This window comes from Paraburkholderia phenazinium (assembly GCF_900141745.1).
GTDB lineage: Bacteria > Pseudomonadota > Gammaproteobacteria > Burkholderiales > Burkholderiaceae > Paraburkholderia > Paraburkholderia phenazinium_B.
Genome location: NZ_FSRM01000001.1, coordinates 2,816,521 through 2,834,390 on the forward strand (window position 1 = coordinate 2,816,521; position 17,870 = coordinate 2,834,390).

The 17,870-nt window shown below is 64.2% G+C and carries 14 protein-coding genes; 10 read left to right on the top strand and 4 right to left on the bottom strand.

Translation table 11 applies throughout. The annotated features are described in order from the left end of the window. The first annotated feature begins 1 nt into the window (after position 1). The 7 genes from BUS06_RS12775 (at position 2) to BUS06_RS12805 (ending at position 7,154) form a co-directional block, all read left to right on the top strand. The gene (locus tag BUS06_RS12775) at positions 2-640 is read left to right on the top strand and encodes an outer membrane lipoprotein carrier protein LolA (protein WP_074264584.1); all 639 of its coding nucleotides are present in this window, start codon (positions 2-4) and stop codon (positions 638-640) included. Then, entirely contained in the window at positions 640-3,201 is a 2,562-nt protein-coding gene (locus tag BUS06_RS12780) for an MMPL family transporter (protein WP_074264585.1), read from the top strand. Before BUS06_RS12775 ends, BUS06_RS12780 begins: the two co-directional genes overlap by 1 nt. Then, positions 3,198-4,070, top strand: a complete 873-nt coding sequence (locus tag BUS06_RS12785; RefSeq protein ID WP_074264586.1) for a polysaccharide deacetylase family protein — start codon at positions 3,198-3,200, stop codon at positions 4,068-4,070. The genes BUS06_RS12780 and BUS06_RS12785 overlap by 4 nt, the downstream gene beginning before the upstream one ends. 126 nt (positions 4,071-4,196) lie before the next feature. Next, complete coding sequence (locus BUS06_RS12790) at positions 4,197-5,462, top strand: beta-ketoacyl-[acyl-carrier-protein] synthase family protein (RefSeq protein ID WP_074264587.1); 1,266 nt, start codon at positions 4,197-4,199, stop codon at positions 5,460-5,462. After that, positions 5,462-6,304 (top strand): beta-ketoacyl synthase chain length factor, encoded by an 843-nt coding sequence (locus BUS06_RS12795; protein ID WP_074264588.1) that lies wholly within the window; start codon positions 5,462-5,464, stop codon positions 6,302-6,304. The genes BUS06_RS12790 and BUS06_RS12795 overlap by 1 nt, the downstream gene beginning before the upstream one ends. 8 nt (positions 6,305-6,312) lie before the next feature. Continuing rightward, complete coding sequence (locus tag BUS06_RS12800; RefSeq protein WP_074264589.1) at positions 6,313-6,780, top strand: hotdog family protein; 468 nt, start codon at positions 6,313-6,315, stop codon at positions 6,778-6,780. 80 nt (positions 6,781-6,860) lie between these two features. Then, positions 6,861-7,154, top strand: a complete 294-nt coding sequence (locus tag BUS06_RS12805; RefSeq protein WP_074264590.1) for a hypothetical protein — start codon at positions 6,861-6,863, stop codon at positions 7,152-7,154. A gap of 73 nt (positions 7,155-7,227) precedes the next feature. On the opposite strand, the gene BUS06_RS12810 is transcribed toward BUS06_RS12805, so the two are convergent. From BUS06_RS12810 to BUS06_RS12825, 4 genes are all read right to left on the bottom strand, one after another. Next, positions 7,228-8,379, bottom strand: coding sequence for a YncE family protein (locus tag BUS06_RS12810; protein ID WP_429288493.1), 1,152 nt, complete (start codon positions 8,377-8,379; stop codon positions 7,228-7,230). A 125-nt stretch (positions 8,380-8,504) separates the two neighbouring features. Next, positions 8,505-9,320, bottom strand: a complete 816-nt coding sequence (locus BUS06_RS12815; protein ID WP_074264592.1) for a creatininase family protein — start codon at positions 9,318-9,320, stop codon at positions 8,505-8,507. A gap of 380 nt (positions 9,321-9,700) precedes the next feature. Continuing rightward, positions 9,701-10,741 (bottom strand): aldo/keto reductase, encoded by a 1,041-nt coding sequence (locus tag BUS06_RS12820; RefSeq protein WP_074264593.1) that lies wholly within the window; start codon positions 10,739-10,741, stop codon positions 9,701-9,703. Between the two features lie 249 nt (positions 10,742-10,990). Further along, positions 10,991-13,141: a hybrid sensor histidine kinase/response regulator gene (locus BUS06_RS12825; protein WP_074264594.1), complete on the bottom strand. Its 2,151-nt coding sequence runs from the start codon at positions 13,139-13,141 to the stop codon at positions 10,991-10,993. A gap of 252 nt (positions 13,142-13,393) precedes the next feature. On the opposite strand from BUS06_RS12825, the gene BUS06_RS12830 reads away from it, so the two are divergent. Genes BUS06_RS12830 through BUS06_RS12840 form a run of 3 tightly spaced genes read left to right on the top strand, consistent with a single transcriptional unit; the run spans position 13,394 to position 17,869 of the window. Next, positions 13,394-14,641: an HlyD family secretion protein gene (locus BUS06_RS12830; RefSeq protein WP_074266072.1), complete on the top strand. Its 1,248-nt coding sequence runs from the start codon at positions 13,394-13,396 to the stop codon at positions 14,639-14,641. Then, positions 14,638-16,203, top strand: coding sequence for a DHA2 family efflux MFS transporter permease subunit (locus BUS06_RS12835; protein WP_074264595.1), 1,566 nt, complete (start codon positions 14,638-14,640; stop codon positions 16,201-16,203). Before BUS06_RS12830 ends, BUS06_RS12835 begins: the two co-directional genes overlap by 4 nt. Before the next feature lies 1 nt (position 16,204). Beyond that, positions 16,205-17,869 (top strand): efflux transporter outer membrane subunit, encoded by a 1,665-nt coding sequence (locus BUS06_RS12840; RefSeq protein ID WP_074264596.1) that lies wholly within the window; start codon positions 16,205-16,207, stop codon positions 17,867-17,869. The last annotated feature ends 1 nt before the right edge of the window (position 17,870 follow it).

Consider the following 17,870-nt stretch of genomic DNA (forward strand, 5'->3'; position numbering starts at 1 on the left):
CATGACTGCAGCCCGCCCACTGCCCCGTGTTTCCCTGCGCTGCCGGCTTCGCACGCTCGCCGCGCTGCTGACGCTTGCCAGCGCCTGCTGTGCCGCCGGCGCCGCCACCGCGGCCAGCACCGACGCCACGAGCTGGAACCTCGACCGTCTGATGTCCACCCTGGGACAGAAAAAATCCGGGCGCGCGAGCTTCGTCGAAACGAAGTATCTGTCGATCGCCAGCGAGCCCGTGACATCCTCAGGCGAACTGACGTTCACAGCACCGGACCATCTGGAAAAGCGCACGGACAACCCGAAGCCGGAAGACCTCGTAGTCGACGGCGACAAACTGACGATTGCCCGCAACGGCCACAAGTACACGCTCGCGCTGACGCAGTACCCGGATCTGTCGGCTTTCATCGAAAGCATTCGCGCGACTTTATCGGGCAACCGTTTCGCGCTCGAGCAGGTGTATAAGGTGGCGGTCACGGGAACCGGCGACGACTGGACGCTCACGCTCACCCCGCTCGATTCCCGCATGCTGAAGACGATCAGCACCATTACGCTGACGGGTACACGCGACGTTCTGCATACCGTCGCGATCCAGCAGGCCGACGGCGATCATTCGCTGATGCGCCTGCAAAACGACGCGGCCAACTGATGCGCGAGCAGTCTGTCGGCGGTACATCACCAGGTGGCATGGGGCGGCTGCTGCGACAACGCGCCGTCCTGATATGGCTCGTGTTTTTGCTGGCCTGCGCGGTGGTGATCAGCCGTACGACGTTCACCGCCGACCTGTCCGCTTTCCTGCCGCGCTCGCCGAGCGCCGGCCAGCGCGTGCTGGTCGACCAGTTGCGCGACGGCCTGGTGTCGCGGCTGATTCTGGTGGGCATCGAAGGTGGCGATCCTGCGACCCGCGCGGCGCTCTCGCGCAACATGGCCACCAGCTTGCGCGGCGACACGCAGTTTGCCTCGGTAAACAACGGCGAACCCGTCAGCGAGACGCGCGACCAGCAGTTCATCTTCCAGCATCGCTATGTGCTGAGCCCTGCGGTGACGCCGCAGCGTTTCTCCGCAGACGGCCTGCATCAGGCGCTCGGTGACAGTCTCGATCTGCTCGGCTCATCCGCGGGCATGTTCACCAAGGAGCTGCTGCCGCACGATCCGACCGGCGAAGTTGCCGCGCTCGTCAACCGCCTGGATAGCGGCGCGCAACCGAGGTCGCAGGAAGGCGTGTGGGCCTCGCGCGACGGCAAGCGTGCGGTCATGGTCGTGCAGACCACCGGAGCCGGCTCCGACACCGACGCTCAGGCCCGCGCCATGGCCACGCTGCAACAGGCTTTCGATGCCGCGAAGCGAAGCGTCCCGAATCCGTCCGCGTTCCGCCTGGTAATGACCGGGCCGGGCGTGTTTTCCGTCGAGACGCGCGACAACATCAAGCATGACGTTGCCCGCCTCTCCGTGGTTAGCCTCCTGCTGATCGTAGCGTTGCTGCTGGTGGTGTACCGCTCGCCCCTCACGCTCCTGCTTGGTCTGCTGCCGGTACTGTCGGGCGTGGCGGCAGGGCTCGCCGCAGTCAGCCTCGCGTTCGGCACGGTGCACGGCATTACGCTCGGCTTCGGCACCACGCTGATCGGTGAGGCGGTCGATTATTCGATCTATCTGTTCGTGCAGTCTTCGCGCGCGCAGGCTCATGGTGCCTTGTCTGCTGCTGGTTCTGCATCCTTGCGCGAAGATGCGACGCTGCGCAACTGGATTGCCGTCTACTGGCCAACCATCCGCCTCGGCATGCTGACGTCGGTCTGCGGGTTCGCTTCAATGCTGTTTTCAGGCTTCCCGGGCCTCGTGCAACTGGGCGCGTATTCGATCGCGGGCCTGGTCGTGGCAGCGCTCGTCACCCGTTTCGTCCTGCCGCATCTGCGCGGCGCGCGTTTCGCGATTCGCGACGTCGCCCCGCTCGGCGCAAGACTCGCCACGCTGACCGCCGCCGCACCTCGTCTGCGCTGGCTGCTGGTCGCGTTGCTGGTGGCGTCGGTCGCAACGCTGGCTTTTCATCGCCAGCATGTCTGGAGTCACGAACTGTCCGCGTTGAGCCCGGTGTCGGCACAAAGCCAGGCGCTCGACGAAAGCCTGCGGGCCGATGTAGGCGCGCCCGACGTGCGTTATCTGGTGGTGATCTCGGGTGCGAGCCAGGAAGCGGTGCTGGAAGGCGCCGAGAAGGTGTCCGCGCAATTGCAGCCACTCGTGGACAAGGGCGTGCTGGCGGGCTACGAAAGTCCGGCGCTGTATCTGCCAAGCATTGCTGCTCAGCGCGCGCGTCTCGCCAGCCTGCCGTCCGCGGATGAGTTGACGGCACGGATGCGCGAGGCCGTCGCCAATCAGGCTATCAGCGTCAAGCCGGAGGCGTTCGCACCGTTTATTGCCGATGTCCAGGCGGCCCGTCAGCAGCCGTTGCTGCAGCGCGCGGATCTGCGTGGCACTTCGATGGCGCTCGCCGTCGACGCTCTCCTGACCGAACGCGCAGGCCGCTGGAGCGCGATGCTGTCGCTGCGCGCACCGGATAGCGCGCAGAACGCAGGGCATGCCGCCGCCCCCGACGAACCGAGCCTCGACGCCGCCACGATCGGCGCCGCGGTCGCACGCGCCCAGGTGCCGGACGCGCTCTTCGTCGACATGAAGGCGGAAGCCGATCGTCTCTACATCAACTACGTGCGCGAGGATATTCATCTGTCGCTCGCCGGGCTCGGCGCGATCGTCGTGCTGCTGCTGATCGCGCTGCGCTCGCCGCAGGCAGTGGTCCGCACGCTCGCGCCGCTCATCGCCGCCGTGCTGGTGGTTAGCGCGGGCCTCGCGCTGGCGGGCGAGCAACTGACTATCCTGCATCTGATCGGGATGTTGCTGATCGTCGCCGTGGGCTCGAACTATGCGCTCTTTTTCAACAAGCCCAACCGTGGTTCGACAGGGGGCCTAAGTATTGCCCCGCAAACTCTGGTTTCACTGCTGATTGCCAATCTCGCGACCGTGGCGGGCTTCGGACTGCTGGTGCTCGCCCGTGTGCCCCTGCTCAAGGCGTTCGGTTTGACCGTGGGTCCGGGCGCAATCCTCGCCCTTTTGTTCTCGGCGATTCTCGCACCGGCCATCACGCGGGGTGACGCGACCGAAACAGCAGAAACAGTCGAGCCACTCGAAGCGGCAGCACGCCGTACTGGAGAGCGCGTATGAATTCGACGACACCACGCACGTCATCGCCCTCGCGTACCTCGTATGCAGCGCCTGGCGTCGCACGACGCTGGAAGCCGTCGCCTTTTGTCACCGGCTCGGCCGCGCTGCATGTCGGCGCTGCGGCAGCGTTCCTGGCACAGCCGGCGCTCTGGCCTTGGGCGATGGGGAGTCTCGTCACCTCGCATCTGGCGCTGGTAGCCGCTGGTTTGTGGCCGCGCAGCACGCTGCTGGGTCTGAACTGGACGGCGCTGCCCGAAAGCGCCGGCAGACAGATCGCGCTGACCATCGACGACGGCCCCAATCCCGAGGTCACGCCGCGCATCCTCGACCTGCTCGACCGTTACGACGCCCGCGCGACGTTCTTCTGCATCGGCGATATGGCGCGCCGCTATCCGCACTGCGTCGAAGCGATCGTCGCCCGTGGCCATGCCGTGGAGAATCACAGTCAGCGGCATCGTCATAACTTTTCGGTGACGGGGCCGCGTGCCCTGGAGCGCGAAATCGCGGCGGCGCAACAGACGTTGACGGACATTACCGGGACGCGGCCGCTCTTCTTCCGGGCACCAGCCGGATTGCGCAATCCGTTCCTCGAACCGGTGCTGTGTGGACTTGGACTGCATCTGGCGAGCTGGACCCGGCGCGGCTTCGATACCCGCACGCGCGACGCCGAGGTGGTGGCGCAGCGGCTGCTGCGCGGGCTCGCGCCGCGCGACATCCTGCTCGTGCACGACGGCAATCCGGCCCGCGATGCGCACAATCAACCGGTGGTGCTTGAGGTATTGCCGCGCGTGCTCGAAGCAGCCGCGGCTGCGCAGTTGCGTTGCACAACGCTGCGCGCTGCAATCGCACCGGGAGCTGAAGATGCCTGAGACGCCGGATAGCACGAGCCTGCCGTTTGCTACCATTGACGCAAGGACTTCGGCGTCATCGGCCGGCCCTGGGTTGGCACAATCCGCCCGGGCCGTTCCATCGAACCGTAACAGGACCGAACCGTCGTGAAACCTCTCCTGCTCACGCATTTCACCGCCACGAGTTGTGCCGGACGCGGCCTCGACGCCACGCTTGCCGCGCTACGCGAGCAACGCGGCGGGCTCTCACCGTGCCGCTTCGAGCGCGCGACGCTCGACACCTGGATCGGCGAGGTCGAAGGCGTCAATGACGAGCCGGTGCGCGCCGACCTGCGCGACTTCGACTGCCGCAACAACCGGCTCGCGCAACTCGGCCTCACGCAAGACGGCTTTGCGCAGGCTGTCGCGGCGGCAGCGCAGCGCTATGGCGCAGAGCGTGTCGGCGTGTTTATCGGCACCAGCACGGCTGGCATCCTCGAAACCGAACTCGCGTACCGGCAGCGCGATCCGCAAAGCGGTGCCCTGCCCACCGGGTTTCACTATGCCGAGACGCACAATCCCTATTCGTCCGCCAGCTTCGTGCGCACTTATTTTGCGCTGAAGGGTCCAGCGCTGGTCGTTTCGTCGGCATGCTCGTCGGGCGCCAAAGTGTTCGGCTCGGCGCGCCGCATGCTCGCCGCTGGGCTGATCGATGCGGCCGTGGTGGGCGGCGTCGATTCGCTGTGTCTCACCACGCTGTATGGTTTCAACTCGCTCGAACTGCTTTCGAATGGTCCCTGCAAGCCTTTCGATACCCATCGCAGCGGCATCTCGATCGGCGAGGCGGCGGCGTTTGCGCTGCTCGAGCGCGTGCCGGATGGAGACGACAGCGCAAGCGCTCCGCTTGCCGACGATGCGATCCTTCTCGCCGGCATCGGCGAATCGAGCGATGCGTACCATATGTCGTCGCCGCATCCCGAGGGACTCGGCGCACGCCTTGCGATGGAGCAAGCCCTGGCGAGTAGCGGGATCGCTGCGGCCCGGATCGACTACATCAACCTGCACGGCACGGCGACGCCCAGCAACGATGCCGCGGAAAGCCTCGCGGTCAACGCGCTGTTCGACGGCACGCCCTGCAGTTCCACCAAGGGGGCGACCGGCCATACGCTCGGCGCGGCGGGAGCGCTGGAAGCCGTCATCGCCGCACTGACGTTGCGCGAGCAGTGGCTGCCCGCCGGCATCAACACGAGCGAGGCCGACCCAGCGCTGGGTCTCAACTATCTGCTGACGAGCCGGCCGGCCAGCCTGCGTAGTGTGCTCAGCAATTCATTCGGCTTTGGCGGCACCAATTGCAGCCTGCTGTTCACCCGCGGGTTCAGCCATGCGGATCAAGCATCTGACGGGACTAGCGGAGACAACGGGAGGGCAGCGTGATGATTCCCTTGAGCGCTGTCATTGAAAGCGTCGGTTTGATAGGTCCGGGCCTTGCCAGCTGGGTCGAAGCCCAGGCCATCCTAGCCGGCCGCGCGCCTTACGAGGCTGCGCGCACGGTAGTGCCGGCACCGGCCAGCCTGCCCTCCGCCGAGCGGCGCCGCACCGGCACCAGCGTTAAACTCGCCCTCGCGGTGGGCCATGAAGCGGTGGCGGCAAGCGGCCGTGATGCCGCCTCGCTTGCCACGGTGTTTTCGGCATCGGGCGGCGATGGTCAGAACTGCCATGCAATCTGCGAGACGCTCGCGAGCGACGACCGCAAGCTCTCGCCCACCCGTTTCCACAACTCGGTCCATAACGCGCCGGCCGGCTACTGGAGCATTGCGACAAGGGCGATGGCGCCGTCCAACGTGCTGTGCGCGTACGACGGCAGTTTCGCCGCGGGCCTCCTCGAGAGTCTTTGCCAGGTGGCGGTCGATGGGGTGCCCACGCTGCTGATCGTCTTCGACACCGAGTACCCGGCACCGATGCGCGACGTCCGGCCGGTCCCCGACGCTTTCGGCGTGGCGCTGCTGCTCTCGCCAGTGCAAGGTGCGGATGTGCGCACACCCGCAGGCACGGATACCAGCGCGCTGGCGCGCATCGACGCACGCCTCACCGACACGCCCGCCAGCGTGCTTGCCGTGCCGGAGTTCGAACAGATGCGCCGCAGCAACCCTGCCGCCCGCGCCCTGCCCTTGCTCGAAGCGTTGGCGAAACAGCGCCCAGCGAGCGTCGTACTCGATTATCTGCAGGACGTACAGCTTCAACTCGATATCACTGTGCCGAACGGCTCTAGCGAGTAGACAACGCGATGACTTCAACCCTGCCGCTTTCACCGCCGCTCGACCGCGCGTGGATTGCCACGAAGATCCCGCACAGCGGCGCGATGTGCCTGCTCGACCACGTCGCGGAGTGGGACGCCGACCATATCCGCTGTATGGCCACCAGTCATCTTGACGTGCATAATCCGCTGCGTGCGCACGGACGCCTCGCTGCGGTGTGTGGCATCGAGTACGCTGCCCAGGCAATGGCCGTCCATGGTGCGCTGCTGGGCGCAGCCGGACAGCAACGTCCGCGGGCAGGTTTTCTGGCCAGCGTGCGCGAAGTCGATGCGCAGGTGGCGCGCCTCGATACGCTGGATGGCCCCTTGAGTGTCGAAGCCGAGCGCTTGAGCGGCAACGAGAATAATATTCTGTACCACTTCGCATTGCGGTGTGACGAGCGCCTGCTGCTGACAGGCCGCGCCGCCGTCATGCTCGATGCAAGCGGTGCTCTTTAGTGGTTCCTTGTTTTGCCCTTGATCTGTCTTTCAACGGCCGGGCTCGCGTCGAGCCCCGGCGTTACTTCAGGACCTGTGTGATGAAGAAGCTCAGCGCGCTGACCGCGCTTATAGCAGTGACATTTGCCACGCTCACTCCGATGGCCCATGCGGACGTCTCCGATGCCGCACATCAATTCAAGAGCGACGTGAAGACCGCTGGAAAGGAAACCGGACACGCGTTCCGTGATGCCGGTCATGCGGTTGCGCACGGGGCGAAGGCAACGGGCCATGCAGTGGCGCATGGCGCGAAGACCGCCGGGCACGCAGTCGCGAACACGACGAGCCACGGGTATCACAAGACCAAAAACTGGGTAAAGGAGAAGACCTCCTGACCGGTTTGCGTCGACTTCGGCATAGGCATAGGCATCGGTACGGGCGCCCTTGTCGCCCTTACCCTCTCCCGCATCAGCGCATGTTCCCCGTGTGCCCTAGCGAGTAACGTCCCGGCTGCGGCCACACCGTCAAGCCATGCGGTTCCATGCCGACCGGAATCAAATGCATGGTGCCCGAGGTCGTGTCGATCGCGTACACCACATCGTCGAAGCGGCCCGACAGCCATAGCATCTTGCCGTCCGCGCTGACGTTGCCCATGTCGGGACTGCCGCCACCGGGAATCGGCCACGTGACCAGCACCTTGCGCGTGGCAAAGTCGAGCACCGAAATGCTGCCCGGGCCATGCCTGGGCCCATGCACACGGTTCGAGCCGCGGTTCGAGATGTACAGCTTCGTGCCGTCGCGGCTCGGATACAGCCCATGCGTTCCGATACCGGTATGGATAAAGCCGACCTTGGTAAAACTATCGCCGTCGACCACGAACACGCCATCGGCCATCATGTCCGCCACGTAGAACACCTTGCCGTCCGGCGAGATTCGGATGTCCTGCGGCATGCCCTTGGCGTCGAGCTGCAGATAGCCCAGCACCTTGCGGTTCACCATGTCGATTTTCGCCAGCTTGCCGCCGAATTCGCAGGTAAAGAGCGCGTATTTGCCGTCGATCGAAAAGTCCGCGTGGTTGATGCCCTTGCACTCCGGCACTTCGAGGCTCGACTTGAGCGCCATCGTGTGAGCGTCGCGGAAGTCGAGCCGGGCGCGCGCCTCGGCCACTACGATTGCTTCCTTGCCGTCCGGCGTGAAGTACATGTTGTAGGGGTCGTCGACCATGTCCTCTTTGCCCGGCTTGCCGGTTTTCGGATCGATCGGCGTGAGGCTGCCATCGAGCCGGCCCTCGGCGTTATTGGCGACCCACAGCGTCTGCAGATCCCACGAGGGCACCACGTGCTGCGGACTACGGCCGACTGCAAATCTGTCGACCACCTTGAAGGTGGCCGGATCGATCACGTAGACATCGTTCGAGCGCAGGTTGGGCACATAGACGCGTGGCAGCGCGCCGGCTACGGCGGCGCTCATGCGATTGGCGCCCGCCTCGCTGTACAGGTTGCCCGCGTTGACCACCGGCGGCATACCCGCCACGGTCGTGACGGCGGGCGCTGCCGCCGCCGCGAGGCTAGTCATCCATAGTCCTGACAGGACCACCCCAACCAGCGACACGAGCTGCATCCAGCGACCGGACCGGTAAGCCATAGCGACGAACTCCATGAACGAGCGGCATATAAGCGCACCACAAGCACAACGCGGACAACGAGGACGAGGCGACAGACAATGCCATGCACAACGCACGCACCTCAGTGCCCCGCCGTATCTTTCCTGATTGCTTCCACAGTGCGCGACACGATTGCGTCGATGCCCTGCTGACCGAGCTCGGCGGTCGCGCGACGCGGATCGCCGCCGTACACGCCATCGGCGGCCCCTGGCTTCGGGCCGCTGCGCAGCTTATCGAGCCGGACCATTTGCGGCGCCACCGCGAGCAGCAGCGACACGTCTGCGAGTCCCGCATGGGTGCCGATCTCGTCGTCGTGAAAGCCATGCTCGCGCAGAATCGCGTTGAAGCCGTCCGAACTTGTGCCGTAGTACTCCGGCGGCACGAAGGCACGCGTCGAGGTGCCGGCCCACGACTTGTTCAACTGCGCGACGACGTGCTTGAGATCGTTCTGATAACCGCCGTGGTCGCCGAGAAACACGATGTTTTTAAAGCCATGCACAGCGAAGCTGTTGGCGGCGGATTCGAGCATCTTTTCGAAGACGTCGTCCGGAATCGTGATGGTGCCCGGAAAGCGCATGTGCGAAGTGGGCGGCGCATAACCACCCTCCGGCACATAAGCCACGATAGGCGCGACGAGCGCATTGCCGAGTCCCTGCGCGATGCGTTGCGACAGCACCGCGACGCGCGCGTTGTGTTTGCCGAGCGCGACGTCGGGTCCACTTTGCTCGGTGCCGCCGATGGGAATGATGATGGTTGTCTTGCCTGCCGCCACCTCGTCGCGTACCTCTGTCCACGTGAGGTTTTCGAGGAACACGGTTTTCGGCGCTTGCGCGAGAGCGGTCTGGGTGGCGATCAGCAACACGATCGCGGCGAGCGTTCGCTGCGGTGAGAAGCGCATGAGGCGGCCCTGTCCCGGAAGATTGACGACGCTTGTGAGTATATCCGTCGCTCGTGCAGGCCGAGAGGCATTTACCGGAACGGGTGGTTCTCGAAACAGGACCTTGTTCAAGGGTTATCCCTGGTGTTTCAATTCCACCAAACCTTTCTTTTTGCTTTCTTTATTCTTTCAATTAAGGTTAAATTGAGGCCTTCGTTAAGCACGAGGAGACCTCAAATATGTCGCACTTCATGCAGGGCGCGGTGACGCTAGGTGGTTGCATCGGCATGTTCACGCTGATGGTGACCATGATTGAAATGCTGAAGGGATAACAGCATCGGCCTTCAGCCCGTGGCATCTCGCCACGAACTGAAGGCCGGCCACCCGCCATCAACTGCAGGTTACGACGCTCCACCTGACACCGGCGACGGATTGCGTTCCGCGAAGCCTTCCTGATGCCAGTACGGATACACGGGGCGCACTGCGCTGGCGGCATCGAGCTTCGCCATCTGTTCGGCCGTCAGATTCCAGCCGACGGCGCCGAGATTCTGCCGCAACTGTTCTTCGTTACGCGCACCGATCAGCACCGTCGAAACCGTGGGACGTTGCAACAGCCAGTTCAGCGCAATCTGCGGCACGGTCTTGCCGGTTTCGGCCGCCACTTCGTCGATCGCGTCGAGCACGCGGAACAGATATTCGTCCGGCACCGGCGGACCCATGTCAGCGGTTTTATGCAGGCGGCTCTTTTCCGGCAACGGTTGACCGCGTTTCAGCTTGCCGGTCAGACGCCCCCAGCCGAGCGGACTCCACACCACCGCGCCCAGGCCCTGGTCGAGTCCGAGCGGCATCAACTCCCATTCGTAGTCGCGTCCTACCAGCGAGTAATACGCCTGATTCGCGACGTAACGCGGATAGCCATAACGGTCGGCCACGTCTTGCGACTTCATCAGATGCCAGCCGGAAAAATTCGACACGCCTGTATAGCGGATCTTGCCTGCCCGCACGAGATCGTCGAGCGTCGACATTACTTCGACGACCGGCGTCTTGGCATCGAAGCCATGTAGCTGGAACAGGTCGATATAGTCGGTCTGCAGACGCTTCAAGGCGGCGTCGACAGACTGGATCAGGTGAAAACGCGACGAGCCGACACTGTTGGGCCCATCGTCGAAACGGAAGGTGGCCTTGGTCGAGATGATGACCTTGTCGCGCTTGCCCTTGATCGCTTCGCCGAGCACGGCTTCGGACGAGCCTTTCGAATAGATGTCGGCGCTGTCGAACATCGTCACGCCCGCGTCGAGACAGATATCGATCAGACGGCGTGCTTCGGCGACATCGGTTGCGCCCCACGCCTCGAAGAATTCGCCCTTGCCGCCAAATGTTCCCGTGCCGAAGCTGAGCACCGGAACCTTGAAGCCGGACGCGCCCAAATATCTCTGTTCCATCGAATAATCTCCGTAAGGTTGCTTCGCATTTGCTGCTCGCTTACTGCTCATGTGCTGCTAATGCGCCGCCCGATGGCCACGCATTTTCCATCCTGCAACAACAGGGCTCGAGTCTACGCGCGTCCGCCGGATCGCGTCGGCGACGCCGGCAGCCTTGGGGAGTTGCAACGCCGTGTAGAAAATTCAAGCGGAGAGGATGACCTTACCTGCGACAGTCCCGCCAGTTCACCAGACTCACCCGGTTCACCGTCACTCGCAAGTCACGAGCGCATGCAGTTCGTCGATATTGAATGGCTTGGCGAGAATCGCCACGCCGATATGTTTGGCGCGTTCCAGTTCGTCGGCGTAGCCGGTCATCAAGGCGATCTTCTGGGCGGGCCAGGAAGTGCGCACCCGTTCTGCGAGGTCGACGCCGTTCAGCTTGCCGGGCATCTGGATGTCGGAGAGCACCAGTTCGAAAGTCTCCCCGGCGGTGAGGACATCAAGTGCCCGGTCCGCAGTCGCTTCGTGATGCACTTCGCATCCGAAAGTTTGCAACACGGCCGCGATGCCCGCTGCGACATCCGCGTTGTCCTCCACCAGCAGCACCACGCCCTGCGCAGCGGAGTGGTCGTCGCCGGTCGCCGTGGCGACTACCGGCTGCGCCGCCCGCGCTTCGCGGTAACGCGGCAGATATAGACGCACCGTCGTGCCGCTGCCCACCACGCTGTCTATTTTCGCGGTGCCGCCCGATTGTTCGCACATCGCGAGGACCTGCGCGAGCCCGAGGCCTGTGCCAGAACCGTGCAGCTTGGTCGTGAAAAGCGGCTCGAAGGCGCGGCGCGCCACCGCCTCGGCCATGCCCTCGCCGTCATCGGAACAGGTGATGAGCACGTATTCGCCATCGGGCAGCAATGTGTCGCTCGACACCAGCCGCACGTTCTGGCAGCGAATCGCGAAGCGCCCGCCTCGCGGCATCGCATCGCGCGCGTTGACCGCGAGGTTCATGATGGCGAACTCGAGCTCGGTCGGGTCGACCAGCACGCGCCAGATCTCGTCCATCAGATTGAGCTTCACCTGCACCTTGTCGCCCACCGCCGCGTCGATCAGCGGGGCGGCGCCGGGCAGCCATTTCGCCAGCTGGACCGGCTCCTGTTTGAGCGGCTGCTTGCGCGCCACGCTCAGGAGGCGGCGCGTCAACGCCTCCGCAGTCGAGGTGGCGCGCTCCACCGCCTTCACCTCGTTTTCCATGTTGTTGAAGCCCTTGTGGCGGGCCATCTGCATGTTGGACGAGACGACCATCAGCAGATTGTTGAAGTCGTGCGCGACGTTGGCCACCAGATTGCCGAGCGCGCCCATGCGTTGCAACTGACGGGTCGATGCCTCGGCGGAAAGCCGCATCGCCACTTCGCCCTGCCAGCGCTCCCAGGCCTGACGCTCGGTCTCGAGCTGGCGCAGCGAGAAGAACACCAGCAGCCAGATGGCGATGCACGGCACCACCGTGATGGTCGCGATCAGGAAGAAGTGGTGCCACCACTGCTCATAGATCGCGGAGGTGGCGTAGGCGCTCATCACATACAGCGGATAGTCGGCGACCCGGCGGAATGCCAGCAGCCGCTCCACCCCGTCGACGCTCGAAGTCATCCGCACGTGGCCGAACAGTTCCTTGTCGCGCAACGCATCGGTAAACGGCGTATGCGCCGACAGCTCGGTGCCCGGTGGCCAGCCCGGATAACGCACCAGCAACTGGCCGTCCTGGCGGTACAGGCCGAGCGCGAGCGATGGGTCGCCTCCCGTCAGGTCGCTGTAAAAACGCGAGAAATAGTCGCTGCGCAGCGCGATGGAGACTTCGCCGAGGAAGCGCCCGTCCGCCGTCGAGCGGGCCAGCGTCGTGTTGAACACATCGGTCTGCGAGACCTGCCCGTACATCGGCAGCGAGAAGTACGTCGACGGGCGGATCGCCTTTGCCGAGAGGAAATCGTCGCGTGTGGCGACCGAGACGTCCGGGGCGGGAAAGACGCGGCTATTGACCAGCAGCTTGCCCGCCGGGTCGAAGATCGCAATGGCCGCCACCTGCGGGAAGTCGCCGCCAATCTCGCGCAGGTGCTGGAAGATCTCGCCTTCGTGGGCGCGGATCGCGGCCGCGTCGTCGTCACCCAGCAGGTCGAGAATACGGGCGATGATCTGCTGGTTCAGATCGAGCACCTTGACCGCCTGCTCGTCGGTCACGCGTGCGAGGCGGTCGATCATGTTGTCGGAATCGGCAATCCGGCGCTGATAGTCGAAGTATCCGTAGCCTGCGAGACAGGCGAGCGGAAACAGGATCGAGGCGACGAACACCACGAGCAGGATGCGCCGCGTTGCAGCAAAGTTGCGTAACGGCAGGGGTAAGTCGACGACGGCGCGCTCCGCATGTTGCACGTGACGATCTCCTCTGACGAATCGATAAAATCAGTGTAGGTCGAACTGGGTGGCTTGCAGACAACGTGCCCGATACCGCGCGCGACCCTAATTCGGTTTCGCCTGACTGTACGACAGGCCGCGCCCAGACACAAACATATGGCGCTTACAGCAGGCTCTATGGCGTTCAAGGGCGTTCCGTCGCGATCCGCCAGGCAACTGGGCACAACGATTGCTGCCGCAGCGGGCACCGCCCTATCGGAACGAATCGTCATGTCTGACCAGACCGCTCCATCCCACGGTGATGAAGACCAGCAACGCGACCGGCAATCCAGCGCCGGCGACTCCGGGCGCGCGGCGAGCGGCCAGAACGGCGCGAACGACCGGTCCACCAAGAACGACAACGGCAGCAAAAACGACAAGGACAGCAATAACGGCAACGGCAAGGACGAAAAGGATGGCAAGGACGCCAACGGCTCCGGAAAGAACAAGAGCAAAAAGCCGCTGATCATCCTTGCCGTAGTGGCCGTGATCCTGCTGATCGGCGCGTTTATCTGGTGGTTCGCGACCCGCAACCAGGTCACCACCGACGACGCCTACACCGACGGCAACGCCATCACGATTGCGCCGCAAGTCTCGGGTTACGTGGTCCAGCTGGCGATCAACGACAACGTCTACGTGCACAAGGGCGAGCTGCTGGTCGTCATCGACAAGCGCGAGTATCAGGCCCAGGTGGACGCCGCCCAGGCTCAACTGGGGCTCGCGCAGGCGCAGTTGAATGCGGCCCAGGTCCAGCTCGATATCGCGCGGGTGCAGTATCCGGCGCAGTACCTGCAGGCCAAGGCGCAAACCTCTTCGGCCGAGGCCAACCTGAAGCAGGCGCAGGCCGCCTACGTGCGTCAGCATGCGGTCGACCAGCGCGCCACCTCGCAGCAGAACATCGATACCGCCGACGCGCAGCAGCAAACCGCCCGCGCCAGCGTGCAGCAGGCACAAGCCCAGCAGCAGACGGCGAGCCTCGTGCCGCAGCAGATCAGGCAGACCGAGGCGACGGTGGAAGAACGCCGTCAGCAGGTTCAGCAGGCTGAGGCGCAGCTCGAGCAGGCACGCCTCAATCTCTCGTACTGCGAAGTGCGGGCGCCCTCCGATGGCTGGGTCACGCGCCGCAATGTGCAGTACGGCAGCTTCCTGCAGGCGGGCGTGTCGCTGTTCTCGATCGTCACGCCGGACGTCTGGGTGACGGCCAACTTCAAGGAGTCGCAACTCGAGCGCATGCGCCCTGGCGACAAGGTGAACGTCGAGGTCGATGCGTATCCGAAGCTCGAACTGCATGGTCATATCGACAGCGTGCAGCTCGGCAGCGGCTCGGTTTTCTCGGCCTTCCCGGCGGAAAATGCGACCGGCAACTTCGTCAAGATCGTCCAGCGCGTGCCGGTGAAGATCGTGATCGACGACGGCATGCCGCGCGATCAGCCTCTCGGTCTCGGACTTTCGGTGTCGCCCAAGGTCTTCCTGAAATGAGCGAGGCCAACTGGAAGCCTGCCGGCAATCCATGGCTGATCGCGATCGTCGTGACGCTGGCCGCGTTCATGGAAGTGCTCGACACCACCATCGTCAACGTGGCGCTGCCGCATATTGCCGGCACCATGTCGGCCAGCTACGACGAAGCGACCTGGACCTTAACCTCCTACCTGGTGGCGAACGGCATCGTGTTGCCGATCTCAGGTTTCCTTGGCCGGGTGATGGGCCGCAAGCGCTATTTCCTGGTCTGCATCGTGGCGTTTACAATCTGCTCGTTCCTGTGCGGGATTGCCAGCAACCTGATGCAGCTGATCGTGTTCCGGCTGCTGCAAGGGTTCTTCGGCGGCGGTCTGCAGCCGAACCAGCAGTCGATCATTCTCGACACCTTCCCGCCTGAACAACGGGGACGCGCGTTTTCGATTTCGGCGGTGGCGATCGTGGTTGCGCCGGTGCTGGGCCCGACGCTCGGCGGCTGGATCACCGATAACTTCTCGTGGCGCTGGGTCTTCCTGCTCAACGTGCCGGTGGGCATTCTCACCTCGCTCGCCGTGATGCAGCTGGTCGAAGATCCGCCGTGGCGCAACAAGGACAGCGGCAAGGTGTCGATTGACTATATCGGCATTACGCTGATCGCGATCGGTCTCGGCTGCCTGCAGGTGATGCTCGATCGCGGCGAAGACGACGACTGGTTTTCGTCGACGTTCATTCGCATCTTTGCGGCGCTGGCGGTGGCGGGCATAGCGGGGGCGATAGCGTGGCTGCTCTATGCGAAGAAGCCCGTGGTGAATCTGGCGTGCATGAGGGATCGTAACTTCGCGCTTGGCTGCATCACCATGGCGGCCTTTGCGATGATGCTCTATGGCAGTGCCGTGCTCGTGCCACAACTCGCCCAGCAGCAACTCGGCTATACCGCGACGCTGGCGGGGCTCGTGCTATCGCCTGGCGCGATTCTGATCGTCATGGAGATTCCGATCATCAGCCGCGCGATGCCCTACGTGCAGACGCGTTTCCTCGTGGCGACCGGTTTTCTGCTGCTCGCGCTCGCCCTTGCCTACTCGCATACCCTCGTGCCGAATGTCGACTACGACACGCTCGTCAAGATGCGTAGCGCGCAGTCGATTGCGATCGGCTTTCTGTTCGTGCCGATTACGACGCTCGCCTATCTGACCGTGCCGCGCGAACTCAACGACGACGCCTCGGCGCTGTTTACGATGTTCCGTAACGTGGCGGGGTCGATCGGCATTTCGTTATCCACCGCGCTGATTCGCGAGCGCACCCAGGCGCGCATGGCGCATTTGTCGGTCCATACGACGACGCTCTCGCAGAACTACAACGACACGCTGCAGCGCACGGCGCATACGATTGCCGGCATGACCGGCCAGCCGCTCGCGCAGGCGATGAAAACCGCCGCCGGGCAACTCTATACGACCTTCATCTCACAGGCGACCATTCTGGCTTACGTGGATGTGTTCGGCTACCTCGCACTTTTCTGCGCCATGGTCATTCCCGTGACGTTTTTCTTTTCTCCGGCCAAAGCCGCAGGCGGCGGAGGAGGACACTGATATGAGCCACGTTCGCCGCGTACGACGTGCCGCGCTCCGGCGTGCACTCCCCGTTGCACTTCCTCTTGCAGTGCTGCTCGGCGCCTGCACGGTTGGACCGCAGTTTCGCGCTCCGCAAGCCGACACGCCGGCGCAATGGCACGATCCGCAGCAGGCTGCCTCAGAGGCGGCGGCTCGTGCCGCGACGCCTGCTTCGGCTGCGGCGCCAACAGCCGCATCCGTGCCCACGATGGACTCGGATCCCGATCCGCAATGGTGGCGCAGCTTCTCGGACCCGACGCTCGATGGGCTGATCGACCGCGCCGCGCGCGACAACCTTGACCTGCAGGAGGCCGTGCTGCGCATCGTCGAAGCACGCACCCAGGAGCAGAGCGCGGCTGCGCAAGGTCTGCCCAACGTACGCGCAAGCGGTAGCTATCAGCGCGAACAGCTCGGCGCGAAGGGCTTTCTGGAATCCGATGGCGTCTACAACAAGGTCGATCAACTGGGCGCGCCGAACTCGCCGGTCAACCAGATCGCCCCTGGGGCGGGCGCTACGCTCGAAAACGGCGCCAACAATGTCCTTAACCAGCTGACCGCGCCGATCAACCTATGGCAGGTCGGTTTCGATGCTTCGTGGGAGCTGGATCTGTTCGGCCGGGTGCGCCGCTCGGTCGAGGCCGCGCATGCGCAGACCGAAGAGGCGGTGGAAAGCCGCAACGACGCACTGGTGTCGCTCGAGGCCGAGGTCGCGCAAACCTATATGCAGTTACGCGGCGCCCAGGCATTGCGGCAGATTACCCAAAGCCTCGTCGATCAGCAGCGCGATATCGTCGCGTTGACGCAAAGTCAGGCGAAGGTGGGGCTTGCGAGTCAGCTCGATGTAAAAAGTGCGACAGCGCAATACGCGCAGACCCAGGCGCAGTTGCCTCAATACGATCAGCAGATCCAGCAGGCGCTCAATGGCCTCGCCTATCTGCTCGGCGAGCCGCCGGGCTCGCTCGCGGATGAACTGTCCGCGCCTGCCGCGGTGCCGCCTGTACCGCCGAGCGTGCCGGTCGGCATGCCGTCGACACTGGCGCGCCGACGTCCGGACATCCGCCGTGCCGAGGCGAGTCTGCATGCGGCCACCGCCGATGTCGGCGTCGCGGTGGCGCAGTTCTACCCGGATATCTCGCTGACCGGCCAGGTCGGCACGCGCGCCACAAACGCGAGCGGTTTGACACACTGGTCGAGCCTGTTCTATTCATTCGGGCCGAGCATCTCGCTGCCGATCTTCGAGGGCGGCTCGCTGGTGGCTAACCTCCATCTGTCGCAAGCGCAACAGCAGCAGGCTGCACTCGATTACCGCAAGACGGTGCTGATGGCGTTGCGCGATGTCGACAATGCCCTCGCTGTCTACCGTACCGATCAGGCGCGCCAGGTGTCGCTGGGCGACAGCGTCGCGGCGCAGCAGGCCGCCTTCGAACTCGCGCGCGACAGCTACCGCAAGGGCCTCGTTACTTTTATCAACGTGCTCGACGCAGAACGGCAGCTAAGCGATGCGCAGCAGCAGTACGCGCAGGAAACCATGCAGGTCAGCACTGACCTCGTGGCACTGTACAAGGCGTTGGGCGGCGGATGGCAAGCTGGTGGGAATGCGACAGGCGCGACGGATGCGGTCCCGGCGAAAGCGCCGGGCGGTTGAG